This window comes from Nocardia sp. NPDC058519, assembly GCF_042719755.1.
Taxonomy (GTDB): Bacteria; Actinomycetota; Actinomycetes; order Mycobacteriales; family Mycobacteriaceae; genus Nocardia.
The window spans coordinates 26,386-50,625 of the sequence record NZ_JBHXNK010000019.1 but is presented as its reverse complement, the minus strand read 5'-3'; the positions used below and the strand labels follow the sequence as shown (position 1 = coordinate 50,625).

Here is a 24,240-nt window from a genome sequence, read left to right as displayed (position 1 = left end):
AGACCGCGCCCGATCACTCGCGTTCGTGCAGAACCTGGTCGACGAGCCCGTATTCGAGCGCGGTCTCGGCCGTGAACACCCGGTCGCGGTCGGTATCGCGGCGCAGGGTTTCCGGAGTCTGACCGGTGTGCTTGGACAGGATCGCCTCGATCGCCGCGCGCATCCGGACGATCTCGTCGGCCTGCAGGATGAGGTCGGGGATGGTGCCCTGGCCACGAGTCGCGGGTTGGTGCAACACGATTCGGGTGTGCGGGAGCATCGCCCGATGGCCTGGTGCGCCGCCCGCGAGCAGGACGGCGCCGACGGCGATCGCCTGGCCGACACAGGTGGTGTGCACCGGTGCCTTGATGAATCGCATGGTGTCGTAGACGGCGAGCATGGCGGACAGGTCGCCGCCCTCGCAGTTGATGTAGAGGCTGATCGCCTGGCCGGGGCTGTCGGATTCCAGGTGCAGGAGCTGGGCGATGAGCGCGTTGGCGACCCCGGAGTCGATGGGGGTGCCCAGGTAGACGATGCGTTCGCTGAGCAGGTGCGAGTAGATGTCGGTGATCCGCTCACCACCGCCACGATGCTGGGAGACGACGTTGGGAATCGTGTAGGTCATGAGATGGCCTTCCGGATGGTGATGAACGTCCTCGAAACCGCTTGTGCGGCAACGGCTCTCATGCGGTGATCCCGATGCGGTGCCGGTTCGGAACGACCTGGTCGAACGATTCGACGATGTGGTCGATGAACCCGTACTCGAGTGCCTGGGGTGCGGTGAACCAGCGGTCGTGCAGTGAGTCCTCGTAGATGCGGTCGAAGGGTTGTCCGGTGTCGGCGGCGATCAGACCGAGCACGGTGTCGACGGTGTGGCGCAGATCGTCGGCCTGCACTTCCACCTCCACCGCACTGCCGCCGATTCCCGCCGATCCCTGGTGCATGAGGACGCGGGCGTGCGGCAGCGCGTACCGCTTACCCGGGGTGCCGGAGGAAAGCAGGAATTGTCCCGCGCTGCATGCCAATCCGAGGGCCAGGGTGGAGACCTCGCAGGGAACGAGCCGCATCACATCGCGGATCGCCAGCATCGAGGGCACCGAACCGCCGGGGGAGTGGATCCACAGCGAGATCCCGGCCTCTGGGCTCTGCGCGGCGAGGGTGAGTAGCTGGGTGATGAGCAGGGTGCCGTTGTCGTCGTCGAGTGGACCGTCCAGGACGAGGATCCGCCGCCCGAACAGTTGCTCACGGGCCCGCCAGCTGAACATCGGAGTCTTGTCGTCGTGTGCCATAGGTCCACGGTGCCTCGCGCCCCGCATGATTCGCCGCCATTGCTGCCCCCAGCAGATCTGCTCACAGCAGCGAGCCGATCCCGTCGGGTGTCCGAAGGCCGCGTGCTCCGGAAAGGGCAAGGGCCCGGTATCGCGAAATCGCAGTACCGGGCCCTCGGGTCGAGCTACTTACTTGGCGTCGAATTCCCTTGCGCGCAGGGAACGTTCGATCCCGGCCCGGCCTTCGGAGACCAGCCGGTACAGGGCGGGCGGGTGGTCGCCGGCGAGGAACTCGTCGGCCGTGGCGACCGCTTCCTCGCTGATCGCCCAGTGCGGGTACAGGCCGATCACCACGGTCTGCGCGACCTCGCTCGAGCGGCGGTCCCACACAGCGGGGATCTCGGCGAAGTACTTGTCCACGTACGGCGCGAGCACCGCACCCTGACCGGCCGGGGCGAACCCGCCGACGATGGCGCGGGCGGTGATGTTGGGCACCGAGTCGTCGCCCATCACCGTGTTCCAGGCCTGCGCCTTGACCTCGGCGATCGGGCGCGCGGTGGCCGCGGTGGCCGCCTGACGCTTGCCTGCCGCGGTCGGGTCGCCCTGCAGTTCGGCGTCGATGGTCGGGGTGTCGATACCGTCGGCGTCGATCCGGCCCGCCGCCGCCAGCGCGGTGACGATCCGCCAGCGCAGGTCGGTGTCGATGGTGAGACCGGCGAGACCGGCTGCCGCGGGATCGGCCGCGAGCAACTGTTCCAGCACCTCGATGTGACGCGATTCCAGCAACGCGCCGGTCAGCGCGTTGACGAACGCCAGCTGATGGTCCGAACCCGCCTCGGCACCGCGCGCGAGTTCGAGCAGCCGGTCGGCGTATCCCGGCCAGCCCTCCTGCGCGGCCCACACCGGATCGGCGTAGCTCGAGATGGCGGTGTTGGCCTGCATGAGCAGCCGCTGCACCACCCCGATCTCGGATTCGGAGCCGATTCCGCGCTGCACGAGCGCGACGAAATCGCGGGCCTTCATCTCGGCCTGACGGGTCATCTCCCAGGCCGCCGACCAGGCCAGCGTGCGCGGCAGCGAGCTGGCGATGTCACCGACACGCTGCACGACCACGTCGAGGGAATCGGGGTCGAGACGCAGCGAGCAGTAGGTGAGGTCGTCGTCGTTGACCAGCACCAGCGCACCGCGCGGCACGCCGACGAGCTCGGGCACCTCGGTGCGCCCGGTGGCGTCGAGGTCGAGCTCGACGCGCTCGGTGCGCACCAGCTTGCCGTCGACATCGTCGTAGACACCGACAGCGATCCGGTGCACGCGGTACTCGCCCGCCCCCGGCGCGGCGCCCTCCTGCACCACCGCGAAGCTGGAGAACGTGCCGTCCGGCGCGACGACGAAATCGGGCCGCAGGATATTGAGGCCGGTGGTCTTGAGCCACTGCGCGCCCCAGTCCGACAGGTCACGCCCCGAGGCCTTCTCCAGCGCCGCGAGGAGATCATCGAAAGTGGCGTTGCCGTAGGCATGTTCGGCGAAGTAGTCACGCAGGCCGGCCAGGAACGGCTGCAGTCCCACATAGGCGACGAGCTGCTTGAGCACCGAAGCGCCCTTGGCATAGGTGATTCCGTCGAAGTTGACCTCCACCGCGTGCAGGTCGGGGATGTCGGCGGCGATCGGGTGGGTGGAGGGCAGCTGGTCCTGGCGGTAGGCCCAGGACTTCTCCACATTCGCGAAAGTGGTCCAGGCGCTGGTGTATTCGGTGGCCTCGGCCTGGCACAGCACCGAGGCGAAGGTCGCGAACGACTCGTTCAACCACAGGTCGTCCCACCACTTCATGGTGACCAGGTCGCCGAACCACATGTGCGCCATCTCGTGCAGCACGGTCTCGGCGCGCCGCTCATAGGACGCGCGGGTCACCTTGGACCGGAACACGTAGTCCTCGAGGAAGGTGACCGCGCCCGCGTTCTCCATCGCGCCCGCGTTGAACTCGGGCACGAACAGCTGGTCGTACTTGCCGAAGGCATACGGCACGCCGAAGTTGTTGTGGTAGAACTCGAAACCCTGCTTGGTCTCGGTGAACAGCCGCTCGGCGTCCATGTGCTCGGCGAGCGAGGCACGGCAGTACAGACCCAGCGGGATCTCGCCGCTCGCGTCGGTGAAGGTATCGGACCACTTCGCGTACGGGCCCGCGATCATGGCGACCAGGTAGGTGCTCATCCGCGGGGTGGTGGCGAAGGTGTGGCGTACGACCGCGCCGACCTTGTGCTGCTCGATATCGGCGCCGTTGGAGATGACCACCCAGTCCGACGGCGCCGTGGCGACGATGTCGAAGGTGGCCTTGAGATCGGGCTGATCGAAGCAGGCGAACATCCGCTTGGCGTCAGCGGTCTCGAACTGCGAGTACAGGTACACATTGTCGTCGGTCGGATCGACGAACCGGTGCAGACCCTCACCGGTATGCGAGTACTCGCAGTCGGCCTCGACGACCAGCTCGTTGTTCTCGGCCAGCGCGGACAACGCGATTCCGGTCGACTCGTCATAGGCGCTCACATCGAGCGCGACCCCGTTGAGCACCGCCGACCGCACCCGCGACGCCACCAGATCGATGTAGGTGCTCGCACCAGGGGTGGCGGTGAAGCCGACGATGGTCTTCGACCCGAATGTGTCCGACACCTCGGACCCGGCGCCGCGCGGCTGATCGGTGAGGTCGAGTTCGATCCGGTAGTTCTGCACGGCCACCACGGCCGCGCGTTCGACCGCCTGGTCGCGGGTGAGATTCGGGGCGGACATAGATCTCCTTCGTTCCTCGACGAACACGGCACGGTAGTTCGGCGTCCACAATGCCACTTGCCGTGCGCGCCCGCTCACGAGTTTCCGGCGACGGGCGGGCCGGGTAGGCGTGTTACCGGCTTCGGGCGGGCCGGTAGAGTTCGGGGAAACCCGCAGGTACCGCACCGGAGATTCGGAGGCTCGACGTTGAAGCATGTGCACGCCGGGAAAGTTCGTGACCTCTACGAGGACGGCGACACCCTGCTGCTCGTCGCATCGGACCGGGTCTCGGTCTACGACGTGGTGCTGCCGACGCCGATTCCGGACAAGGGCGCGTTGCTGACGCAGCTGTCGAACTGGTGGTTCGAGTACTTCAGCGGGATTCCGAATCACGTGGTCTCGGCGACCGATGTGCCCGCGGAGTTCGCCGGGCGCGGGATCCGGGTGAAGCCCTTGAAGATGCTGGCTGTCGAGTGCATCGCGCGCGGGTATCTGACCGGGTCGGGTCTCAAGGAATACCAGCGGTCGGGGACCGTATCGGGGATCGCGCTGCCTTCGGGGTTGCGCGATGGGGACAAGCTGCCCGAGCCGATCTTCACGCCGTCGACCAAGGCTTCCGAGGGGCACGACGAGGCGATCAGCTTCGCCGACGTGGTGAACCAGGAGGGCCGCGAGGTCGCGGAGAAACTGCGTGATCTGACCCTGGAGATCTACTCGCGCGGGGCCGAGCACGCGGCGAAGGCGGGCGTGATCGTGGCCGATACGAAGGTCGAATTCGGGTGGGACGGTGATGTTCTCACCCTCGGAGACGAGGTGCTGACCTCGGACTCCTCGCGCTTCTGGCCCGCCGACGAGTGGGAGCCGGGCCGCGCCCAGCGCTCCTTCGACAAGCAGTTCGTGCGCGACTGGTCGACCTCCACCGGCTGGAACAAGGAATACCCGGGCCCCGAGATCCCCGCCGACGTCGTCGAGGGCACGCGCCGCAAGTACGAAGAGGCCTACGAGCGCATCACCGGCCAGAAGTGGGCTGGGGCCCAGGCTTGAGCTGAGGCGGCGCCGGTCGATACCCCGGCGCCGCACCCTTTCGAACCGCGGATCAGTGCACGGGTGCGTCTACGCCCTTGACCGCGCAGATGTGATTCATGTTCTCGTTGCCCCAGGCGCCGAGCAAGGCCAGGGCCGCGTTGAGTGACACCCCGCGGTCGGTGAGTGAGTACTCGACCTTCGGTGGCACCTGCGCGTAGACCTCGCGGCTGATGATGCCGTCGTGCTCCAGTTCGCGTAGCTGCTGGATCAGCATCTTCTCGGTCACGCCGGGGACCAGGCGTTTCAGGTCGCCGAAGCGTTGGGTGCCGGTGGACAGGGCCCACAGGATCAGCGCTTTCCACTTGCCGCCGACGACATCGAGCGCGGCATCGATACCGCAGGAATATGGCCGGTCTCGCTGCTTCATGGCTGCCTTACTGACTTTTTGGTTGGTATTGCACTTTAGAGTCGGTACTTGTCGATTGTAGCGCAAAAGGTGACTCTTGAGAGGCGTTGCCGACCGGCAGCGAAGAGCTTCGGATCAAGGGGAACAATGACCAACCAGACTGCAGCACAGCGTGTTTCGGTGATCGGTCTCGGTGCGATGGGCGCCGCGCTGGCTAAGGCCCTCTTGGCCGGCGGCCATGAGGTGACGGTATGGAACCGCACCGCGGCGCGGGCCGAGCCGCTGGTGGCCGATGGCGCGAAGATCGCTGCCGACTCCGCCGAGGCGATGGCGGCGGGGGACCTGGTGATCCTGTGCCTGCTCGACGATGCCGCGGTGCGCGAGCACCTCGAGCCCGCCGCCGCACACGTGCGCGGGAAAGTGGTGGTGAACCTGACCACCACCACGCCCGAGCAGGCGCGCTCGCTGGGTCGCTGGGCCGAAACCGAGCAGGTCGCCTTGATCGACGGCGGCATCATGGCGGTGCCCGAGATGATCGGCGGGCCTGCGGCTTTCGTGCTCTACAGCGGTGCGACCGCCGGATTCGAGCGATTCCGCCCGGTGCTGGAGTCGTTCGGTCGCGCCGAATTCGTCGGCGAGGACCTCGGCGCCGCCGCCATGTACGACGTATCGATCCTCGGCGGCATGTACGCCATGTTCGCCGCGTTCCGCCAGGGCGGCGCGATGGTCCGCTCCACCGGCGGTTCGGCCGCGCGCCTGGCCGAGTTGATGGGGCCCTTCCTTCAGGCGATGGCGGCCATGCTCGAGGGATATGCGCCGGGCATCGATAACCCGGCGGACTATGTGCAGCCGCAGAGCGACGAGTTCACCGCCGCCGCCATCGACCTGATCGATAAGTCAGCCGCTGAATCCGGCAACCCCACAGAGCTCTACGCAGTCCTGCGCGGTGGTCTCACCGGCCTGTGACCTGCCGCTGTATTCGGCTGGATCGGGAGCCGAGCGCGGTCGTCGGGCCGCAGGCCCGATCGCGCGGTGACCGGCGAGGGTCGCCGCGTGATCGGGTCGGCGGTGTCGGAGCGGGCGGTTCAGGCGTCGACCAGATCAGCGGCCAGCAAGTCGTCGACAAAGGCTTCGGCTTTCGCGTCGAAGGCGGCGTAGTGGGTGGTCCGCGCGTCCCCGCTGATCGCCTCGCCGATCACGAGATTGCCTTCGACGTCGAGACTTTGGGGCTGCTCCTCGGCATCGGGCAGCAGGCCGACGCGGGAGTCGGCGAAACCGCTGTAGTAGGCCAAGCCCTCGTTGAGCTGGGCCTCCAGCAGTTGCTGCATGCCGGGGATGATCGCGTCATCGGCTGTCGCTCCGGCCAATCCGAGCCACAGGATGCGCTTGCCCGCCAGGCGCGGCTTGCTGCGGCCGTAGGCGAAACCGTAGTTCCAGACCGCGTCGATCCAGCCTTTGAGCAGGGCGGGCACACTCTGCCAATAGACCGGGAACACCACGACCACGACGTCGGCGGCCAGCATCCGCCGCATGTGCGCCTCGGCGGTGGGGGAGTAGACCTTGTCGCGATTGCCCCACTCGGGCTGGTCGGCCACGGTCATCCGTGGGTCGAAATTCTCGGCCTGCAGATCGAGGAAATCGATCGCGTATCCGGCGGCAGTGAGCCGTGCGACGGCCCGGCCCGCGACATGGGCCGACAGCGAGTCGGCGCGATGGTGGCCGAGAACGACGAGCGCGGTCGGCGCGGCGCGGTCGGCATCGCGCACCGCATCGGTGGGCACCGTGGTGGTGATCAGTTCGGCGGAATCGGTCGTGGTGGCGGCTGACTGCGACACGGTGAGCTCCTGTTCGATCGTGGTGCGGGCTGTTCGGCCCGGTCCATTGAGTCAACCGCGAATCAGATGGACGATCTATGGTTGATCATCTCTACTCGATAGGAATTCGTCTACGCTGGTGGCGTGGATCCATTGAGTTCGTTGCTGAGTGGCATTCGTGCCGAGGGGTCGATCGTGGCCCATGCCGTGCTGCGCCCGCCGTGGACGATTCGCTTCGCCGACCGCGCGCCGCTGATCATGGTGACGGTATTGCGTGGCGGCGGCACGCTGGTGCTCCCCGACGGGTCACGCAGTTGCCTGGTCGCCGGTGACACCGCGCTGGTACAGGCGACGCAACCGTTCCACCTGGCCGACACCGCCGCCGCGCTCGACCGGCCGCACGCGCGCTACGAGCTGTCCTGTTTCGTGCCGGACGGCTTCGGGCCCGCCGATATCAGTTGCGCGACACCGGAACTGATCGAGACGCCGTCGCCGACCGGGGCGCCCGAGGAGACTTCGCTCCTCGTCGGCGCGTACCGGGCATCAGGGCGCCGTCACGAACGTCTGCTGCGGGCACTCCCGCCGGTGATGGTCGTCCACGAAGACGCGCAGATGTGCTTATGGCTGGAGCGATCCGCCGCCGACGCCGTCCGGCTGAGCGCTGGCTCGCAGGCGCTGATGGACCGGCTGCTGGATTGGGCGTTGGTCTGCACGCTGCGCAGCTGGCTCGCCGAACAGCAACACTGCGCCCCGGCCTGGTACCGGGGGATGGCCGATCCGGTGGTCGGCCCGGCGCTGGCGGCCATCCACGACAGGCCGTTCGACCACTGGACCGTGGCGAGCCTGGCCACCGAGGCGGCGGTCTCGCGCGCCCTGTTCGCCCGGCGGTTCACCGAGGTGATGGGCGAACCACCGCTGGCCTACCTCACGGAATGGCGCATGGCCGAGGCCGAGGAACTGCTCGCCGATCCCGCCCGCAGCGTCGCGCAGGTGGCAACGACCGTCGGCTATTCCGACGCGTTCGGTTTCAGTGCCGCGTTCAAGCGGTTGCGCGGCACCAGCCCGACCGAGTTCCGGGTGGGGCTCAGCTCCTCGGCGTGACCAGGACCAGGGGGATCTCGCGGGTGGTCTTGGTCTGATAGTCGGCGTAGCCCTTGTAGGCCGCGATGACCCGAGGCCACAGCGCCGCGCGTTCGTCGGGGGTCGCGACGTGGGCCGTCATCGGGCGCTCGGGACCGTTGCGCAACGACACCTCGACGTTCGGGTTGTCGCGCAGGTTCAGGAACCAGGCGGGGTGGGTGGGGTCGCCGCCGCGCGAGGCGACGATGACGATGGTGTCGCCGTCGATCACCGGTGCGGTCAGCATGACCTTGCGCGGATCGCCGGATTTGCGGCCGATCGTGGTGAGTTGCAGGGACGGCATCCCGAAGAACGAGTTGCCGACACGGCCGCCGGTCACCGTGAGCAGCGTGCGGTGGAGTGTGTTCATGATCTTCAGCTGCAGGTCGCTGGGCATAGCTGAAATCTACCCCGATCTCACGGCAGCTGATCGGTGAGGCGGGCGAGGAAGGGCCGCTGGCCTTTGCCGAGCTTTTCCGCCGCGGTGGTGGGGTCGAACCAGGCGGCCCGGTCGATCTCGGGAAATTCCGCGAGCCGCCCCGACCGCGGCGGCCACTCCATCTCGAATGTTCCCGGCACGACGTCGGCTGGGTCGAGATCGCCCTCGACCGCCCACACGGTGAGGAACTTGCGCTTGGTCCCGCTGCGATAACTCACCTCGCCGAGCGCGATCCACTCGCCCTCTGGCGCGGGCAGCCCGAGCTCCTCGGTGAACTCCCGCCGGGCGGCATCGCGCGCTGACTCCTCCTCGGACACATACTCGCCCTTGGGAATCGACCACGCCGAAGCGTCCTTCTTCGCCCACAGCGGCCCACCCATGTGCCCGAGCAGCACCTCGATCCCGGCCTCGCCCCGGCGGTACACCAGCACGCCCGCGCTGAAAACGTCCGTCATCCGAGCGAGTCTGCCAGGTGCGAGCTTCAGTTCGCGTCGCCGACGCGCAGGCGAGCGGCGCGCAGCAGCAGGTAGTCACGTTCCGGCACGCTGGCCGTTTGCGTTGCGGCGCGGCGATATTCGGCGATAGCCGCGGTCTGCTCACCCGCCATCTCGTGGAGGTGCCCGCGGACGGCTGCGAGGCGATGCGAGCGCGACAGTGGTTCGGCGACGCTGTCGGCTACCGCAAGGCCCGCGGCCGGTCCGTGCACCATCGCGGTGGCGACGGCACGGTTGAGGGTGATCATCGGGTTGGGGGTCGAGCGTTCGATCATGGTGTAGAGCAACAGTATTCGCGGCCAGTCGGTGTCTTCGGGGCGCCGGGCCTCGGCGTGCAGTCCGGCGATGGCGGCCTGCATCTGATACGGCCCCGTCAGTCCGGCGGGCAGGGTCGCGGTGAGCAGGCGCAGGCCCTCGGTGATCTGTGGGCGGTCCCACCGCGAGCGGTCCTGTTCGGTGAGGGGGATCAGTTCGCCGTGCGGTCCGGAGCGGGCGGCGCGGCGGGCGTCGGTGAGCAGCATCAGCGCGAGAAGGCCGGTGACCTCGGTGTTTTCGGGGAGCAGTGTGCGCAGAGCGCGGGTGAGCCGGATCGCCTCGGCCGACAGATCCCCGCGCCGCAACCCCGCCCCCGAACTGCTGGTGTGCCCCTCGGTGAAGATCACGTACAGCACCTGCAGCACCGCGCTCACCCGAGTGCTGTCGTGCGCGCCGTCGGCGAAGGGCCGATCCGATTCGGCCAGGCGCTTCTTCGCCCGCGAGATACGTTGTCCCATGGTCGATTCCGGAACGAGGAATGCCGCGGCGATCTCGGCGGTACTGAGGCCACCAACCGCCCGCAGCGTCAGGGCAACAGCCCCGGCGGGCGGCAGGTCGGGATGAACGCACAGGAAATACATGTCGAGGGTGTCATCGCGGTCCACCGCCTCGGCGGGCACATCCCGCACGAAAACCGTTGTTTCCCTGCGTCGTCGCGCCACTTCGGCCCGCACCGCGTCGGCCATCCGCCGCTGCGCGACCTGGATCAGCCAGCCACGCGGATTATCCGGCAGCCCTTCGTGATGCCACTGGGTCGATGCCGCGAGCAGGGCGTCCTGCACCGAGTCCTCGGCGAGGTCGAAATCGCCGAAGCGGCGGACCAATACGCCGAGGACCTGCGGCGAAAGTTCACGCAGCAGGTCCTCGATGCGCGGTAGCGTCTCGGTCACGCGACGTCGGGCGCGCTCATGATCTGACGCACCTCGATGTACTCACCGATCGGCTTGCCGCCGGGGCCGGGCGCCGCGGAGGCTTGCGCGGCGATCTCGACCGCGCGCTCGACCGAATCGACATCGACCACCCAGAAACCGGCCAGGAACTCCTTGGTCTCCGGGAAAGGCCCGTCCGTCACGACCGGTGCCGAGCGGCCGTCGGAGCACACGATCATCGCCTGATCCGGTGCTGCCAGGCCCTGGGCGTCGACGAGTTCGCCCGCGGCGGCGAGCTGCTCACCCAGTGCCCGCTGGAAGTCGATGTGGGCGGCGATGTCCTCGGGTGCCCATTCCGGCAGCGGGATGTCGCAGTAGGCGGTCTCGGAATAGGTCTTGACCAGCATGAATTTCATGATTCGGCTCCTGCTCGCTGCGCCCTTGTGGCGCGTTCGACGGTTGGTCGGAGCCGGTGAGCGGTCTTCGACACAATCACTACTGTGAACTGGATCACAATGGAATGCTCGTGTCGGTCAGCCGGTCGGGGTCGACGGGTGCCTCCGAGAGGATCAGCTCCTTGATCCGCTCGGTCACGTCCCAGACATTGACGTTCATCCCCGCGCGCACCTTGTTCTGCTCGTCGAGCCAGAACGCGACGAACTCGCGTTCGCCGAGATCGCCACGCACCACCACCCGCACGTCGTCGCCGCGCCCGACATAGCCCGAGTACTCCATCCCGACGTCGTACTGATCGCTGAAGAAGTAGGGAAGCCGGTCGTAGACAGCGGCTTTGCCGAGCATCGTCTTCGCGGCGACGGCGGGCTGATTCAGCGCGGTCGCCCAGTGCTCGATGCGGATCGGCCGGTGCAACAGCGGATGCTCCTGCTCGGCGATGTCACCCACCGCGACCACATCGGGGTTGCTGGTGCGCAACGCCGCGTCCACCACCACGCCGCCGTCGACCGCAAGGCCTGCCGCGGTCGCCGCCTCGATATTGGGCTGCGCGCCCACCGCCACCAGCACCGCCTGCGCCGGGACAACGGTGCCGTCGCCGAGCTGCACGCCGGTCGCCTCGCCCTCGTCGGTGAGGATCGCGTCGACGGAGGTGCTCGTGCGCAGGTCGACGCCGTGCGCGCGATGCAGATCGGCATAGAAGCTGCCCATCTCGCGACCGAGCACAGTGAACAGCGGCAGCTCGGCCGTCTCGATCACCGTCACCTCGACACCCTTGGCCCGAGCCTGCGCGGCCACCTCGAGACCGATCCAGCCCGCCCCGATGATGACCAGGCGACGGTCTGTGCCCAGGATCTCGAGCAGCGCGTTCGAATCGCCGATGGTGCGCAGTGTGTAGACGTTCGGGGCATCGGCGCCGGGAATGTCTAGCGTGCGGGCTCGCGAACCGGTGGCCAGGGCCAGCTTGTCGTAGTCGAGCGTGGAACCGTCGGGCAGCGTCACGGTCTTGGCGACCGGATCGAACGCGGTCGCGGTGGTGCCCAGCCTCAGGTCGACGTGGTGATCGCGGTACCAGGCGGCCGAGTCGACGGTGAAATCGGGCAGTTGCTGGGTGCCCGCCAGATGCTGTTTGGACAGTGGCGGGCGCTCATACGGCAGCTCTTCTTCGGCGGCCAGCAGGGTAACGCGACCGTCGAAATCGTTGGCGCGTAAGGCTTCGGCGATTTTCGCTCCGCCCAGACCTCCACCGATGACGACGAAATGCTGATTCGAGCTCATGAACGGACCCCTTCTCGCGGACGACCCGGACTCCTCGCAACCCGAGCTTAGTGCGCGTTTTCGCCCACGGGAACGATTCCGGCGGCGATGCGGTTGCACCAGTCGGTGGGGCGACCCGACCCGCCGCAGCTGACCCGAGAGGAACCCATCGTGAGCGAACAGGCCACCAAGGATGTCGCCGATTTCTGGTTCGACCCGCTGTGCCCGTGGTGCTGGATCACCTCCCGGTGGATCCTGGAAGTCGAGAAGGTGCGCGATATCGACGCGCGCTTCCACGTGATGAGCCTGTCGGTGCTCAACGAGGGCAAAGACGACCTGCCGGAACGTTATGTCGACATGATGGCCGCCGCGTGGGGCCCGGTTCGGGTCGTCACCGCCGCTGGTGAGAAGTACGGCGACGAGATCCTGTCGCCGCTCTACACCGCGATGGGTACCCGCATCCACGACCGCAGGGCCGAGTACGAGCGCGAGACGCTGCAGGAGACCTTCGAAGCGGTCATCGCCGACGCGCTCGCCGAGCTCGACCTACCCGCCGAACTCGCGCAGGCCGCCACCAGCACCGACTACGACGAGGTGCTGCGGGCGAGCCATCACGCGGGCATGGACAAGGTCGGCCCCGACGTGGGCACGCCGACCATCCACGTGAACGGGACCGCGTTCTTCGGGCCGGTGCTCTCGCGCATCCCGCGCGGTGAGGACGCGGGCCGGGTGTGGGACGGCGTGGTCGCGCTGGCCTCGTACCCGCACTTCTTCGAGCTCAAGCGCACCCGCACCGAGGACCCGGTCTTCGACTGATCGCCGGAGGTGGGGGTGCCGGTATCGGCACCCCCACCGATCAGACCGGCTTCGGCGGCAGCGCGGGCGGCGCCGAATTCAGCGGATAACCGCCTTGCGGCGGGATCATGCCGGGATGCGGTGCGCTCGGTCGCCAGAACATCGGGCCCGGCCTGCTGCGGTCACGCAGCGCCCACATCCGCCAGGTGAGCACCGGATGGCTGGCCATCGCGTTGACCAGCCAGATGAAACCGCCCCGCTCGAGCACGGCCCGATCGGCCATCTCGTCGACACCGACATCGGTATTGAGGTACTTGCCCGCGGCGAGAGTCGCCATCGCGGTGGCCGCGCCGGGCGGCCGGTAGCAGAAGCCGTGATTGTCGGCCGTGTACTCCTGGGCGCGGATCAGCGACGACCCGATCACCGGCAACCACGGCGCCACGAACATGCCGAGCTGGCGCCAATATGACACGTGACCTGCCGCGATATGGCCGACTTCATGGCCGATGATGAACGCGAGCCCGTCCGGTTCGCGTGCGGCGCCGCCGATCTCGAACAGGTCGCTGTAGACCACGACGAACCGGCGGAACCCGTGCCCGGAGGCGAAGGCGTTGATCTGGCCGTTGCCCAGGATCACATACGCGTCCGGTGCCTTGTGCATCCCGAATCGCGCCGCCGCTTCCTGCACCATCCGGAACCCCTCGGGGAACTGGGTGGGCGACATCTTCACGCCGTTCGCGCGCTGAGTCGCGTAGTTCAGACCACGACCGGCCCACAGCAGCACCGGCGCGAACAACAGCAGCAGCACATACGGACTGGTGACGATCGAACCGGTTTGCTCCACACCCTTCTCGTCGACGACGGGATCGGTGAACAGTTCGACCGTCATGAGCAGCAGCGCCAGCAGATAGGCGACCGCGGTGATCATGATGACCACGATCAGCAGCGGGATCTCCCACGGGTGCCGGGCCGGGCGATCCCACGGCATCAGGCCGCGCGGCCGGAGCTGCGGCGGTGCGGGCGGACCGCTCGGCGGGTAGTAGCCCGGAGCGAGGGGCGGATACGGACCGGTCGGCGGCTGCGCGTGGCTGCTCTGCGCGGGGAAACCGCCGGTCCGTGGATCGGGTTGGGCCCACGGCGACGGTGGCGCGGTGTTCTTGTCCAGCGACGGTGTTCGGTCGGGCTGCTGGCCGGTGTGCTCCGGCGGGGAACCTGCCGAATGCGGGGAATGCGGTTCGTGCGGGTGCATGAAACGACTCTAAGCGGGCCTGCGACAATCGCAGCCATGCGCGTTTACCTGGGTGCCGACCATGCCGGTTTCGAACTGAAGAATCACGTCAAGGCCCATCTGCAGGAGGCCGGACACGAGGTCGTCGATTGCGGCGCCCTCGAATACGACGCCCTCGACGACTACCCCGCCTTCTGCATCGAGGCGGCGCGGCGCACCGTCGCCGATCCGGGCTCGCTCGGCCTTGTCTTCGGTGGCAGTGGCAACGGCGAACAGATCGCCGCCAACAAGGTCCCCGGCGCCCGCTGCGCCCTGGCCTGGAGCGTCGAAACCGCCAAGCTGGCCCGCGAACACAACAACGCCCAGCTGATCGGCATCGGCGGCCGCATGCACTCCACCGAGGAAGCGCTGGCCATCGTCGACGCGTTCCTCGCGCAGGCCTGGTCGGAAGAGCCGCGCCACCAGCGCCGCATCGACATCCTGGCCGACTACGAGAAGTCCGGCGAAGCCCCCGCGGTCCCCGCCTACTGAGTAGTGCCTGAAGGACATACCCTCCACCGAATCGCCGACCTGCATCAGCAGCGGTTTTCCGGTGGGGTGGTGCGGGTTTCGAGTCCACAGGGCCGGTTCACCGAGGGTGCCGCGCTGGTGGACGGGCAGGTGTTCGGGCGGGCCGAGGCCTATGGGAAGCATCTGCTGCATCACTACGTGTCCGGGTTGACGGTGCATGTGCATCTCGGGTTGTACGGCACCTTCAGCGAGGTCGAGTTGCCGATGGCGGCGCCGGTCGGGCAGGTGCGGATGCGGATGCTCGGTGCCGCAACGGATTTCGGCACCGATCTGCGCGGGCCGACGGCGTGTGAAGTGCTGATACCACCCGAAGTGGACGCACTCACCGCGCGCCTCGGCGCCGACCCGTTACGCGCCGATGCCGACCACGAACGGGCGGGTGCGCGAATCCGCCGCTCCCGCAGGGCGATCGGCGCACTGCTGATGGATCAGGCCCTGATCGCCGGCGTCGGCAATGTCTACCGCGCGGAAGTCCTTTTCCGCCACGGCATCTCGCCCTTCCGCCCCGGCACCTCGATCACCGTTCCCGAATGGGACGCCCTCTGGACCGACCTGGTAGATCTCATGCCGATCGGCGTCACCACCGGCCGTATGCATGTGGTCCGCCCCGAACACGACACCGGCGCACCGTCGTACAACAAGGACCGCCCCCGCACCTACGTCTACCGCCGCCAGGGCGAACCGTGCCGAGTGTGCGCGACCCCCGTCGCGTACAAGGTCATGGAAGGCCGGAACCTCTTCTGGTGCCCCACCTGCCAGCCCGAATAGAAGTCGGCTGAGCCGGACCGCGAAGTGCAGGCTTCGCGATCCGACTCAGCCGGCGACCGCCGTTCCCAGTTCGGGGTCGCCCGATTCAGCGAGCGCGAAACGCCGCCCGCCCGCCGATTTCGCCGAGTACATCGCGCGGTCGGCGCGACGCAACAGGTCGGTGAAATCGCACGTCTTTCCCGGTGGGCAGAAAGCGGTGCCCACACTGGCCGAAACCGGTACGGGGCCCGCGCTCGACCACACCGGGTCGCGCAGTGCGGCGACCACACGGTGTGCCAGCTCGCCGAGGGTGTCGCGGCGCGGGTTCGCCGCGACCACGAACTCGTCGCCGCCGTATCGGCAGATCACCGTGTCGGGCGGGCACACCTCACGCAAGCGGTTGGCCAGTTCGACCAGTACCTCGTCGCCGATCGCGTGTCCGTAGCCGTCGTTGATCTGTTTGAAGCGGTCCAGGTCCACCACCAGCACACCGACACCGCGGCTCGGGTCGGCGGCGAACGCGCGTACCCGTTCTTGCAGCAGTGTGCGGTTCGCGAGATCGGTGAGTGCGTCGTGGGTCGCCTCGTGGCGCAAGCGGTGCTGCAGCGCGGCGATCTCCTGAACGCGCAGTGACACTTTCGCCGAGATGTTCTGTTCCTGTTGCGCCAGAGCGCGTTCCTGGAGTGCCTGTGCGTAGCTGTCGATGGCCTGGCTGGCCACCAGCGGCCAGCGGGTCGCCACCAGCGAACCCGGGACCCCAGAGGGGAAGCCGAGCAGCCAGCGACTGGCATGGGCCAGCATTCTGGTGCGTTCGAAGGGCGCCTCGGCCAATCGCGCGCCGAGCTTGCGCGCCTGTGGCACCGGGAACGGTTCGGTCCGAGCCAGGTGCAGCAGCCGCTCGACGATCTCGACGAGCACCGGCTCCAACTGGTGCGGCGCCGTGGACGAGCCCGGTTCGGCGCATACCGCGCGGGCCCAGGCGCGGGCCATCGCGGCTACCGGTGGCTCGATGTGGGTCATCGATATCACCGGCGGTAGGTGGCGACGGTCTTGCCACCTCGATCATTCGCACTGCTACGCGGTTGGGTCCACCGAGTTCGGCACACGCTCACCGCCCCCTTTCCAGATACCCCCGTCCGGCAAAAAGGATCCTAGCAAGCCACCCGAGACCGAAAAGTCACGTTCTGGAACGTGTTCTCTAGGTCTCTCGCGAATGGCGATCGGCTATGACATCGCTGCAGCGTCTCCGGCGTTACACAATTTCCCGAAAAAGTTTCGGGAGCCGAAACGTGCAGCGTGATGCCCTCCGCTGGGCGGTGGACGTTGCGTCGCCATGGGTCCCTCCTGGCACGGGATGCGAGTCGTGACGATGTGGCAGTAGCCGTCACGCGCACTCTCATGGTGGCCTACTCGCCGCCCACGTGCCAGGTTTTTAAGGAAAATTCTCCTGTTTAATCCCCCGCTGGAGCTGGCGCCGGTCCCCGTGAGCGCACCAACCATCGTCGCCGGGAGGGCGATTCGGGGCTAGGGTCATTAGGCCCTAATCGGGCATAGCGACGGTTGGCCGCGTGGGGAGTTGGGTACACCGGCGGCCGGGCGCATCAATCGGGCAGGCAGGGGCCGGATTGGCATTTTTCGCGCGGGGTTCGGTACAGTCATGGCGCACACGACATCGTGGCGATCCCATCGATGTCGTATGCCTGCGGGTGTAGTTCAATGGTAGAACCTCAGCCTTCCAAGCTGATGGTGCGGGTTCGATTCCCGTCACCCGCTCAAACATGTATTGCCTCGACGGTGCTCTCGCCGGTGGGGTATCGGGGTGTAGCGCAGCTTGGTAGCGCATCCGCTTTGGGAGCGGAGGGTCGCAGGTTCAAATCCTGTCACCCCGACCATCACCATTCGCCCAGCTACAGGCCTGTAGGAGACGGATGTCCACGCAACGCAAAGTCGCGATCGTCACCGGAGCCGCCCGTGGCATCGGCGCCGCGGTTGCGGTCAAACTCGCTTCCGACGGATATGCCGTTGCTGTGCTAGATCTCGACGAAGCCGCCTGCGCGGGCACCGTCGCAAACGTCAAAGCCGCCGGGGGCGAGGCTCTCGCGGTCGGTGCCGATGTGGCCGACGAAGCGGCCGTCGCCGCCGCGGTGGAGCGGATCGCCACCGTGCTCGGCGCGCCGACCGTGCTGGTCAACAACGCGGGCGTGCTGCGCGACAACCTGCTGTTCAAGATGTCGGTGAACGACTGGGACACTGTCATGAACGTGCACCTGCGCGGTGCCTTCCTGATGACCCGTGCCGTGCAGAAGTACATGGTCGAGGCGAAGTTCGGTCGCATCGTCAATCTGTCGAGCACCTCGGCACTGGGCAACCGCGGCCAGGCCAACTACTCCGCGGCCAAAGCGGGCATGCAGGGCTTCACCAAGACCCTCGCCTTCGAGCTCGGCAGATTCGGCGTCACTGCCAACGCGATCGCCCCCGGCTTCATCGAAACCGAGATGACCGCCGCGACGGCCGCCCGTGTCGGCGTCGACTTCGAGTCGTTCAAAGCGGCTGCCGCGGCACAGATCCCGGTCAACCGGGTCGGCACGCCCGACGACATCGCCAACACCGCCTCGTTCTTCGCGAGCGAGGGTGCCGGCTTCGTGTCGGGCCAGGTCATCTATGTGGCGGGCGGCCCGAAGGACTGAAAGTCGCCTCAGGCGCAGCCGAACCGGAAGTCCGCCCGTGCCTCGGTGCCTTGTGCCACGGTGACCCGCACCGGCTCCGTGACGGCCAACCCGCAGCCGCCGGGCACGGTCACCACCTTCGCCTCGTAACAGCCCACCGGCAGCGCCACCGTGGCCCGCCCGTCGGCCCCGCTCACCAGCGTGGCGACCACCTGCTTCGCATCGCACGGCGTGACCTCGATATCGGCCCGATTCACCGGAATCGGCTCCCGTCCGGTGAACGCCCACACCGTCAGCGACCCCGTCCCCCCGGGTGCCGGATCGGCGCTCGCGACACCGCTGACCATGAGCGGAGCGAGTACGGACAGTGCGAGAAATGTAGCGCGCATGAACCTCTCCTCGTCGATGAGTCGGGTCGTCCGCTGCTGATGGTAGGCCTAGCACCCGTCAGACGGTCGGGGTGATGCCCGCGCGTTCGCTCCAGATCTGTTCGGCGGGGACCGAGATCGTCGTCAGCTCGGGGTAGCGCAGGGCGGAGAGGGTGCCGCCGAAGACGGCGCCGGTGTCGAGGCAGAGAGTGTTGTTGACCCAGGTGAGGGTGGGGACCGGGGTGTGGCCGTAGAGGACGGTGGGGGTGCCTCGGTAGTCCTTGGCCCAGTCGTAGCGGATGGGGTAGCCGTGCTGGTCGAGCTCGCCGGTGGGTGCGCCGTAGAGGGCGAAGGAGCGGGCGCGGCCGGAGGTGCTGCCGTGCAGGCTTTCCGGCAGACCGGCGTGGGCCACGACGAGCTTGCCGCGGTCGAGGAGGTAATGGCTGGGCAGGTCGCGCAGGAAAGTGTGTGCGGCGGTGCGGAATTCGAGGTCTTCGTCGGCCAGCTGGGACAGCGACTCTTCGAGGCCGTGCGCGATGCGGACGTTGCGGCCGTCGAGGGCGCGCATCAACTTGTGGTCGTGGTTGCCGGTGACGCACAGGGCGGTTTTCGCCGCCACCATCCCCATCGCCAGGCGTAGCACCCCGGGGGTGTCGGGTCCTCGGTCGACGAGGTCGCCGACGAAGACCACCGTGCGACGCTCGGGGTGAGCGGCACCGATCGCGCGGCCACGGTCGTCGCGGTCGAGGGCGTAGCCGAGTTCGCCGAGCAGGGTCTCCAGTTCGCTGCGGCAACCGTGGACATCGCCGATCACGTCGAACGGTCCGGTCAGGTCGCGGCGGTCGCGGGGGAGGAGGTCGGTGCGGCGGGATTCGGTCATATCCCTTTCATCGTCGTGCAGGGCGGGCCCGCGCCGCAACTGCGTTACCCCACGGTGGGGATCGCCGAGTCCGGCCAGACCCAATTCGCGACGACCGGGATGTCCTCGCCCTGCTCGCGGGTCCAGCGGCGCGCGATCAACCGGGCGTCGACGATCTCCTGGCGCAGACCCGCCGCCCGCTCGGACAGTCCGGGAACGCGGTCGATCACATCGAGCACCAGATGGAAGCGGTCGAGATCGTTGAGCATCACCATGTCGAAGGGCGTGGTGGTGGTGCCCTTCTCCTTATAACCGCGCACGTGCAGGTTCGCGTGATCGGTGCGGCGGTAGGTGAGCCGGTGTACCAGCCACGGGTAACCGTGGAAGGCGAAGATCACCGGACGGTCGGTGGTGAACAGGGCGTCGAACTCGGCATCGGGCAGGCCGTGCGGGTGTTCGCCCGCGGGCAGCATGCGCATCAGGTCGACGACATTGATGAACCGAATCCGTAAGTCCGGCAGTCTATCTCGCAGGATCGCCACCGCGGCCAGGGTTTCCAGGGTCGGCACATCGCCCGCGCAGCCGAGCACGACATCGGGCGTGGTGCCTGGGTCGTCGTTGTGACATGCCCACTCCCAGATCCCGAGCCCACGGGTGCAGTGCAGCGCCGCCTCCTCCGCTGTCAGCCAGTCCGGTCCTGGCTGTTTGCCTGCCACGACCACATTGGCGTAGTGCAGCGACCGCAGGCAGTGGTCGTAGGTCGACAGCAGGGTATTGGCGTCCGGCGGTAGATACACGCGCACGATATCGGGGCTCTTGTTCGCCACCACATCGAGGAAACCGGGATCCTGATGGGTGAACCCGTTGTGGTCCTGACGCCACACATGCGAGGTGAGCAGATAGTTCAGGCTGGCGATCTTGCGCCGCCACGGCACCTTCAGGCTGGCATCGAGCCACTTGGCGTGCTGATTGAACATGGCGTCGACGATGTGGATGAATGCCTCGTAGCAGGTGAAGACGCCGTGGCGGCCGGTCAGCAGGTATCCCTCGAGCAAGCCTTCGCACATGTGCTCAGACAGCACTTCGACCGCGCGGCCGACCGTCGACAGATCCACATCCCAGCGACCGACTTCCTCCTGCCAGTCGCGCCCGGTCACCTCGAGAATGTCCTGCAACCGGTTGCTGACCAGTTCGTCGGGGGCGAAGGTGAGGAAATTGTGCCGATTGCGGGCGGTGACATCGCGCAGCCAGCTGCCGAGAATCTCGGTCGCCTCGTGCCGGCCCGCGCCGGGCGCAACGACATCCACGCAGTAGTCGCGCCAATCGGGCAGGTCGAGATCGCGAATCAGCAGGCCGCCGTTCGCGACCGGATTCAGGCTCATCGGATACGCGGGGACCTGCTCCAGCAGGGCGGGCACCGGCGAGCCGTCCTGCTCGAACAACTCCTCCGGCCGATACGACCGCAACCACAGCTCCAGCACCCGCCGGTGCTCGGGATCGGTGCGCGCGTTGGGCAGCGGCACCTGATGCGCGCGGAATGTGCCCTCGACCCGTTCGCCGTCGACCACCGGGGGACAGGTCCAGCCCTTCGGTGTGTGCATCACGATCATCGGCCAGCGGGGCCGTTTCGTGTCGCCGTCTTCGCGGGCGGCCCGCTGGAACTGCGCGATCCGGTCCACGCAGGTGTCCATCGCGGTGGCCATCGCCTGGTGGACCGGTGCGGGGTCGTTACCGGAGACGATCAGCGGTTCGTAGCCGTAGCCGCGCAGCAGTTCGACCAGTTCCTCCTCGGGGATGCGGGCGAAGATCGTCGGATTGGCGATCTTGTACTCGTTGAGCGCCAGGATCGGCACCACCGCGCCGTCGCGGCCCGCGTTGAGGAATTTGTTCGCGTGCCAGCTGCCCGCGAGGGGACCGGTCTCGGCCTCGCCGTCGCCGACCACGCAGAACACGATGAGATCGGGGTTGTCCAGGGCGGCGCCGTAGGCGTGCAGCAGGCAGTAGCCGAGCTCACCGCCCTCGTGGAACGACCCTGGCGTCTCCGGCGCGCAGTGACTCGGCACGCCGCCGGGGAAGGAGAACCGGTGGAAGAATCTGCGCATGCCGTCGATGTCGCGCGGGATGTCCGGCTCGAGTTCGGCGTAGGCGTCCTCGAGCCAAGCGCAGGCGTTGGGACCCGGTCCGCCGTGCCCGGGGCCGGCGACGAACACCGCGTTCAGCCCGCGATCCCGGATCACCCGGTTGGCATGAGCCCACACCAGATTCAGGCCGGGCACGGTGCCGAAGTGGCCGAGCAGACGCGGTTTGATGTCCTCGGGAAACAGCGGGGTGCGGAGCAGCGGATTGCTCATCAGGTAGATCTGGCCGACCGCGAGATAGTTCGACGCCCGCCACCACGCGTCGACCGCGACTAGCTCGGCGCGCGAGAGGGGACCGGGCGCGTCGGTGAGGACGTAGGGCGTCGGGGCGATGGTCTCGCCGTGACCGTCGCCCACGTTGTCCGCCGCGGTGTCGCCCAAGGTGTTCCCGATCATCGCGGACTCTCCTCGCACTCGGTGAGCTCACGGCGCCGTCCGCGCCGCGAGGGCCTGCACGGGCGCCGATCGGGGACCGGTGACACCCGGTGGAGAAACGCACCGCCGAGCCTACCGTCGTGCCGGTTCCCGACCTGGCAACGGCGGTCGATTACTCTGCGGGCCATGCATTCTCTCGGCAGGATCATCGGAATCGGACTCGTCGCGGCCGCCGCGATCACGACAGCGGCCTGCGGCTCCGACACGGATTCGAGCAGCTCGCCGAGCTCGACCGCGGCGGGCGGGAACACCGCGAGCACGGGCCTCGAATGCACTGCCGACGACGTGAAGGTCAGCGGTGGGTTCGGCGAGGCGCCCAAGATCACCATCCCCGACACCTGCGATGTGCCCAAGACCTTGATCGTCAAGGATCTGGTGGTCGGCAGCGGGCCCGGCGCGGTGGCGGGGCAGCCGCTGACCATGAACTACGAGCTGGTCACCTGGTCGGACAAGCAGGTACTCGACAGCTCCTTCCAGCGCGGCAAGCCGTTCGGGCTGACCCTCGGCGCGGGCCAGGTCATCCAGGGCTGGGACGAGGGCCTGATCGGCGTGCAGCAGGGCACGCGCAGGCTGCTGATCGTGCCGCCGAACCTGGGTTACGGCGAAGGCGGCAACGGTGTCGCGCCGAACGAGACGCTGGTCTTCGTGACCGACGCGGTGCAGGTCGGCCGCTAGCGCGGTACCGGACCGAACCCACAACCAACCGCCGATTGCGCGACCGCGCACGCGGTCAACTACCCTGGTCGGGATGCGTGCGCCGCTCCTACTCAGGGCGCGTTGCCCCATGCGGGGACACCACCATGAACTACGAACCAAGGAGTATGTCCGTGAAGAGCACCGTCGAGCAGCTGAGCCCGACCCGGGTCCGGATCAACGTCGAGGTGCCCTTCGAGGAGCTGAAGCCCGACTTCGACAAGGCCTACAAGGCGCTGGCACAGCAGGTCAAGATCCCCGGCTTCCGTCCCGGCAAGGCTCCGGCCAAGCTGATCGAGACCCGTGTCGGCCGTGGCGCCGTGCTCGAGCAGGTCGTCAACGACGCACTGCCGAACAAGTACGCCGAGGCCATCCAGACCGCTGAGGTCAAGGTCATCGGCCAGCCCGAGATCGAGATCACCAAGATCGAAGACGGCGAAGAGCTGGCGTTCACCGCCGAGGTCGACGTGCGCCCCGAGATCACCCTGCCCGATTACTCGGGCATCGAGGTGACTGTCGACTCCTTCACCATCGGCGACGACGACATCGAGGAGCAGCTCACCTCGCTGCGTCAGCGCTTCGGCACCCTCACCGGTGTCGAGCGGGCCGTTGCCGATGGCGACTTCGTGTCGATCGACCTGTCGGCCACCGTCGATGGTGAGGACGTCCCCGAGGCGGCCACCACCGGCCTGTCGCACGAGGTCGGTTCGGGTCAGCTGATCGAGGGCCTCGACGAGGCCGTCATCGGCCTGAAGGCCGGCGAGTCCGCCGAGTTCACCTCCACCCTGGTCGCGGGCGACCACGCGGGCAAGGAAGCACTGATCACCGTGGCCGTGCAGTCGGTCAAGGAGCGCGAGCTGCCCGAGGCCGACGACGAGTTCGCCCAGCTGGCGAGCGAGTTCGACACCATCGACGAGCTCAAGGAAGACCTGAAGGGCCGCGTCGAGCGCGTCAAGAAGGTCGAGCAGGCCGGTTCGATCCGCGACAAGGTGCTCGACACCCTGCTCGAGACCGTCGAGGTCCCGCTGCCCGAGGCCGTCGTCAAGGCCGAGGTCGACGCCGTGGTCCACGACGCCGTGCACGGGTTCGACCACGACGAGGCCAAGCTGGCCGAGGCGCTCGAGGCGCAGGGCTCCTCCCGCGAGGAGTTCGACAAGGACACCCAGGAAGCCGCCGAGAAGTCGGTGAAGACCCAGCTGCTGCTCGACGCCATCGCCGAGGCAGAGAACACCCAGGTCGGCCAGCAGGAGCTGACCGAGCGGATCCTGTTCCAGGCCCAGCGTTACGGCATGTCGCCGGAGCAGTTCATCCAGCAGGTGCAGCAGGCGGGCCAGCTCGGTGCGGTCTTCGCCGATGTGCGACGCGGCAAGGCGCTGGCCGGAGTTGTCGGTCAGGTGAAGGTTACCGATTCCGACGGCAACGTGGTCGACACCACCGAAATGTTCGGTGACCCTGCGGATTCCGCTGAAATCGAGCTGGACGAAGCCGCTGCTGAGTAGGTTTCGGCGGCGTGATTTGATTGCGCTGTGAGCGAAGAGGGGC

Annotated in this window: 24 protein-coding genes and 2 tRNA genes; 11 read left to right on the top strand and 15 right to left on the bottom strand. The window is 67.7% G+C overall.

The annotated features are described in order from the left end of the window. Positions 1 to 13 precede the first annotated feature (13 nt). The 3 genes from ACFWPK_RS21040 to pepN form a co-directional block, all read right to left on the bottom strand. Positions 14 to 604, bottom strand: a complete 591-nt coding sequence (locus ACFWPK_RS21040; RefSeq protein WP_056821542.1) for a ClpP family protease — start codon at positions 602 to 604, stop codon at positions 14 to 16. A gap of 58 nt (positions 605 to 662) precedes the next feature. Beyond that, complete coding sequence (locus tag ACFWPK_RS21035) at positions 663 to 1,268, bottom strand: ClpP family protease (protein WP_056821541.1); 606 nt, start codon at positions 1,266 to 1,268, stop codon at positions 663 to 665. A 168-nt stretch (positions 1,269 to 1,436) separates the two neighbouring features. After that, positions 1,437 to 4,028 (bottom strand): aminopeptidase N, encoded by a 2,592-nt coding sequence (gene pepN / locus ACFWPK_RS21030; RefSeq protein ID WP_378918224.1) that lies wholly within the window; start codon positions 4,026 to 4,028, stop codon positions 1,437 to 1,439. A 186-nt stretch (positions 4,029 to 4,214) separates the two neighbouring features. Here pepN and ACFWPK_RS21025 point away from each other — a divergent pair, with 186 nt between their 5' ends. Beyond that, entirely contained in the window at positions 4,215 to 5,051 is an 837-nt protein-coding gene (locus ACFWPK_RS21025; protein ID WP_378918222.1) for a phosphoribosylaminoimidazolesuccinocarboxamide synthase, read from the top strand. 52 nt (positions 5,052 to 5,103) lie between these two features. Here the strand turns inward: ACFWPK_RS21025 and ACFWPK_RS21020 are convergent, their stop codons facing one another. After that, positions 5,104 to 5,460, bottom strand: coding sequence for a winged helix-turn-helix transcriptional regulator (locus ACFWPK_RS21020; protein ID WP_378918220.1), 357 nt, complete (start codon positions 5,458 to 5,460; stop codon positions 5,104 to 5,106). Between the two features lie 69 nt (positions 5,461 to 5,529). On the opposite strand from ACFWPK_RS21020, the gene ACFWPK_RS21015 reads away from it, so the two are divergent. Continuing rightward, the gene (locus ACFWPK_RS21015; RefSeq protein WP_378918218.1) at positions 5,530 to 6,405 is read left to right on the top strand and encodes an NAD(P)-binding domain-containing protein; all 876 of its coding nucleotides are present in this window, start codon (positions 5,530 to 5,532) and stop codon (positions 6,403 to 6,405) included. 119 nt (positions 6,406 to 6,524) lie between these two features. Here ACFWPK_RS21015 and ACFWPK_RS21010 read toward each other — a convergent pair whose 3' ends face one another. Beyond that, positions 6,525 to 7,274 carry an NAD(P)H oxidoreductase gene (locus ACFWPK_RS21010; protein WP_378918216.1) on the bottom strand — a complete coding sequence of 250 codons (750 nt, stop codon included), beginning with the start codon at positions 7,272 to 7,274 and terminating at the stop codon, positions 6,525 to 6,527. Between the two features lie 123 nt (positions 7,275 to 7,397). On the opposite strand from ACFWPK_RS21010, the gene ACFWPK_RS21005 reads away from it, so the two are divergent. Continuing rightward, entirely contained in the window at positions 7,398 to 8,354 is a 957-nt protein-coding gene (locus ACFWPK_RS21005) for an AraC family transcriptional regulator (RefSeq protein WP_378918215.1), read from the top strand. Here the strand turns inward: ACFWPK_RS21005 and ACFWPK_RS21000 are convergent. The 5 genes from ACFWPK_RS21000 to ACFWPK_RS20980 form a co-directional block, all read right to left on the bottom strand. Beyond that, positions 8,338 to 8,769, bottom strand: a complete 432-nt coding sequence (locus ACFWPK_RS21000) for a nitroreductase family deazaflavin-dependent oxidoreductase (protein WP_378918213.1) — start codon at positions 8,767 to 8,769, stop codon at positions 8,338 to 8,340. The genes ACFWPK_RS21005 and ACFWPK_RS21000 overlap by 17 nt on opposite strands. A gap of 20 nt (positions 8,770 to 8,789) precedes the next feature. Next, positions 8,790 to 9,266: an NUDIX domain-containing protein gene (locus tag ACFWPK_RS20995; protein WP_378918211.1), complete on the bottom strand. Its 477-nt coding sequence runs from the start codon at positions 9,264 to 9,266 to the stop codon at positions 8,790 to 8,792. A 26-nt stretch (positions 9,267 to 9,292) separates the two neighbouring features. Then, positions 9,293 to 10,510: an RNA polymerase sigma factor gene (locus ACFWPK_RS20990; RefSeq protein ID WP_378918210.1), complete on the bottom strand. Its 1,218-nt coding sequence runs from the start codon at positions 10,508 to 10,510 to the stop codon at positions 9,293 to 9,295. Continuing rightward, complete coding sequence (locus tag ACFWPK_RS20985; protein ID WP_266298409.1) at positions 10,507 to 10,905, bottom strand: YciI family protein; 399 nt, start codon at positions 10,903 to 10,905, stop codon at positions 10,507 to 10,509. The genes ACFWPK_RS20990 and ACFWPK_RS20985 overlap by 4 nt, the downstream gene beginning before the upstream one ends. 94 nt (positions 10,906 to 10,999) lie before the next feature. Further along, positions 11,000 to 12,220, bottom strand: a complete 1,221-nt coding sequence (locus tag ACFWPK_RS20980; RefSeq protein WP_378918208.1) for an NAD(P)/FAD-dependent oxidoreductase — start codon at positions 12,218 to 12,220, stop codon at positions 11,000 to 11,002. A 150-nt stretch (positions 12,221 to 12,370) separates the two neighbouring features. Here ACFWPK_RS20980 and ACFWPK_RS20975 point away from each other — a divergent pair, with 150 nt between their 5' ends. After that, positions 12,371 to 13,015, top strand: a complete 645-nt coding sequence (locus ACFWPK_RS20975) for a DsbA family protein (protein WP_378918207.1) — start codon at positions 12,371 to 12,373, stop codon at positions 13,013 to 13,015. A 40-nt stretch (positions 13,016 to 13,055) separates the two neighbouring features. On the opposite strand, the gene ACFWPK_RS20970 is transcribed toward ACFWPK_RS20975, so the two are convergent. Then, positions 13,056 to 13,982: a M48 family metallopeptidase gene (locus tag ACFWPK_RS20970; RefSeq protein ID WP_378918398.1), complete on the bottom strand. Its 927-nt coding sequence runs from the start codon at positions 13,980 to 13,982 to the stop codon at positions 13,056 to 13,058. 297 nt (positions 13,983 to 14,279) lie between these two features. Between ACFWPK_RS20970 and ACFWPK_RS20965 the strand changes: the two genes are divergently transcribed. Together ACFWPK_RS20965 and ACFWPK_RS20960 are read left to right on the top strand one after the other, a co-directional pair. Continuing rightward, positions 14,280 to 14,753, top strand: coding sequence for a ribose-5-phosphate isomerase (locus ACFWPK_RS20965; RefSeq protein ID WP_378918204.1), 474 nt, complete (start codon positions 14,280 to 14,282; stop codon positions 14,751 to 14,753). 3 nt (positions 14,754 to 14,756) lie between these two features. Then, on the top strand, positions 14,757 to 15,560 hold the full coding sequence (locus ACFWPK_RS20960; protein WP_378918202.1) for an Fpg/Nei family DNA glycosylase: 804 nt from the start codon (positions 14,757 to 14,759) through the stop codon (positions 15,558 to 15,560). Between the two features lie 45 nt (positions 15,561 to 15,605). On the opposite strand, the gene ACFWPK_RS20955 is transcribed toward ACFWPK_RS20960, so the two are convergent. Then, on the bottom strand, positions 15,606 to 16,559 hold the full coding sequence (locus tag ACFWPK_RS20955; RefSeq protein WP_378918201.1) for a diguanylate cyclase domain-containing protein: 954 nt from the start codon (positions 16,557 to 16,559) through the stop codon (positions 15,606 to 15,608). A 682-nt stretch (positions 16,560 to 17,241) separates the two neighbouring features. On the opposite strand from ACFWPK_RS20955, the gene ACFWPK_RS20950 reads away from it, so the two are divergent. From ACFWPK_RS20950 to ACFWPK_RS20940, 3 genes are all read left to right on the top strand, one after another. Further along, positions 17,242 to 17,312, top strand: a tRNA-Gly gene (locus ACFWPK_RS20950). A gap of 42 nt (positions 17,313 to 17,354) precedes the next feature. Then, positions 17,355 to 17,431: transfer RNA gene (locus ACFWPK_RS20945), tRNA-Pro, on the top strand. 36 nt (positions 17,432 to 17,467) lie between these two features. Beyond that, a complete protein-coding gene (locus tag ACFWPK_RS20940; RefSeq protein ID WP_378918199.1) occupies positions 17,468 to 18,226 on the top strand; it encodes an SDR family oxidoreductase in 759 nt (252 codons plus the stop codon). A gap of 8 nt (positions 18,227 to 18,234) precedes the next feature. Here the strand turns inward: ACFWPK_RS20940 and ACFWPK_RS20935 are convergent, their stop codons facing one another. From ACFWPK_RS20935 to ACFWPK_RS20925, 3 genes are read right to left on the bottom strand one after another with little or no spacing between them, the layout of a single operon-like run. Continuing rightward, positions 18,235 to 18,594: a hypothetical protein gene (locus tag ACFWPK_RS20935; protein WP_378918197.1), complete on the bottom strand. Its 360-nt coding sequence runs from the start codon at positions 18,592 to 18,594 to the stop codon at positions 18,235 to 18,237. A gap of 58 nt (positions 18,595 to 18,652) precedes the next feature. Beyond that, positions 18,653 to 19,453 carry a metallophosphoesterase gene (locus ACFWPK_RS20930; RefSeq protein WP_378918195.1) on the bottom strand — a complete coding sequence of 267 codons (801 nt, stop codon included), beginning with the start codon at positions 19,451 to 19,453 and terminating at the stop codon, positions 18,653 to 18,655. 44 nt (positions 19,454 to 19,497) lie between these two features. Beyond that, complete coding sequence (locus ACFWPK_RS20925; protein WP_378918193.1) at positions 19,498 to 21,966, bottom strand: phosphoketolase; 2,469 nt, start codon at positions 21,964 to 21,966, stop codon at positions 19,498 to 19,500. A 165-nt stretch (positions 21,967 to 22,131) separates the two neighbouring features. Between ACFWPK_RS20925 and ACFWPK_RS20920 the strand changes: the two genes are divergently transcribed. Both ACFWPK_RS20920 and tig read left to right on the top strand, forming a co-directional pair. Then, the gene (locus ACFWPK_RS20920; protein WP_378918192.1) at positions 22,132 to 22,680 is read left to right on the top strand and encodes an FKBP-type peptidyl-prolyl cis-trans isomerase; all 549 of its coding nucleotides are present in this window, start codon (positions 22,132 to 22,134) and stop codon (positions 22,678 to 22,680) included. Positions 22,681 to 22,832: 152 nt separating this feature from the next. Further along, on the top strand, positions 22,833 to 24,197 hold the full coding sequence (gene tig, locus ACFWPK_RS20915; RefSeq protein ID WP_378918190.1) for a trigger factor: 1,365 nt from the start codon (positions 22,833 to 22,835) through the stop codon (positions 24,195 to 24,197). The last annotated feature ends 43 nt before the right edge of the window (positions 24,198 to 24,240 follow it).

Excerpts from the sequence above, each read along its gene's own strand:
- ACFWPK_RS21000 (WP_378918213.1), bottom strand. The coding sequence starts at position 8,769 with ATGCCCAGCGACCTGCAGCTGAAGATCATGAACACACTCCACCGCACG.
- ACFWPK_RS21040 (WP_056821542.1), bottom strand. The coding sequence starts at position 604 with ATGACCTACACGATTCCCAACGTCGTCTCCCAGCATCGTGGCGGTGGT.
- ACFWPK_RS21020 (WP_378918220.1), bottom strand. The coding sequence starts at position 5,460 with ATGAAGCAGCGAGACCGGCCATATTCCTGCGGTATCGATGCCGCGCTC.
- ACFWPK_RS20920 (WP_378918192.1), top strand. The coding sequence starts at position 22,132 with ATGCATTCTCTCGGCAGGATCATCGGAATCGGACTCGTCGCGGCCGCC.
- ACFWPK_RS20940 (WP_378918199.1), top strand. The coding sequence starts at position 17,468 with ATGTCCACGCAACGCAAAGTCGCGATCGTCACCGGAGCCGCCCGTGGC.
- ACFWPK_RS20970 (WP_378918398.1), bottom strand. The coding sequence starts at position 13,982 with ATGCCGTGGGATCGCCCGGCCCGGCACCCGTGGGAGATCCCGCTGCTG.
- ACFWPK_RS20995 (WP_378918211.1), bottom strand. The coding sequence starts at position 9,266 with ATGACGGACGTTTTCAGCGCGGGCGTGCTGGTGTACCGCCGGGGCGAG.
- ACFWPK_RS20980 (WP_378918208.1), bottom strand. The coding sequence starts at position 12,220 with ATGAGCTCGAATCAGCATTTCGTCGTCATCGGTGGAGGTCTGGGCGGA.
- ACFWPK_RS20930 (WP_378918195.1), bottom strand. The coding sequence starts at position 19,453 with ATGACCGAATCCCGCCGCACCGACCTCCTCCCCCGCGACCGCCGCGAC.
- ACFWPK_RS20925 (WP_378918193.1), bottom strand. The coding sequence starts at position 21,966 with ATGATCGGGAACACCTTGGGCGACACCGCGGCGGACAACGTGGGCGAC.
- pepN (WP_378918224.1), bottom strand. The coding sequence starts at position 4,028 with ATGTCCGCCCCGAATCTCACCCGCGACCAGGCGGTCGAACGCGCGGCC.
- ACFWPK_RS20985 (WP_266298409.1), bottom strand. The coding sequence starts at position 10,905 with ATGAAATTCATGCTGGTCAAGACCTATTCCGAGACCGCCTACTGCGAC.
- ACFWPK_RS20965 (WP_378918204.1), top strand. The coding sequence starts at position 14,280 with ATGCGCGTTTACCTGGGTGCCGACCATGCCGGTTTCGAACTGAAGAAT.
- ACFWPK_RS21035 (WP_056821541.1), bottom strand. The coding sequence starts at position 1,268 with ATGGCACACGACGACAAGACTCCGATGTTCAGCTGGCGGGCCCGTGAG.
- ACFWPK_RS20955 (WP_378918201.1), bottom strand. The coding sequence starts at position 16,559 with ATGACCCACATCGAGCCACCGGTAGCCGCGATGGCCCGCGCCTGGGCC.
- ACFWPK_RS20935 (WP_378918197.1), bottom strand. The coding sequence starts at position 18,594 with ATGCGCGCTACATTTCTCGCACTGTCCGTACTCGCTCCGCTCATGGTC.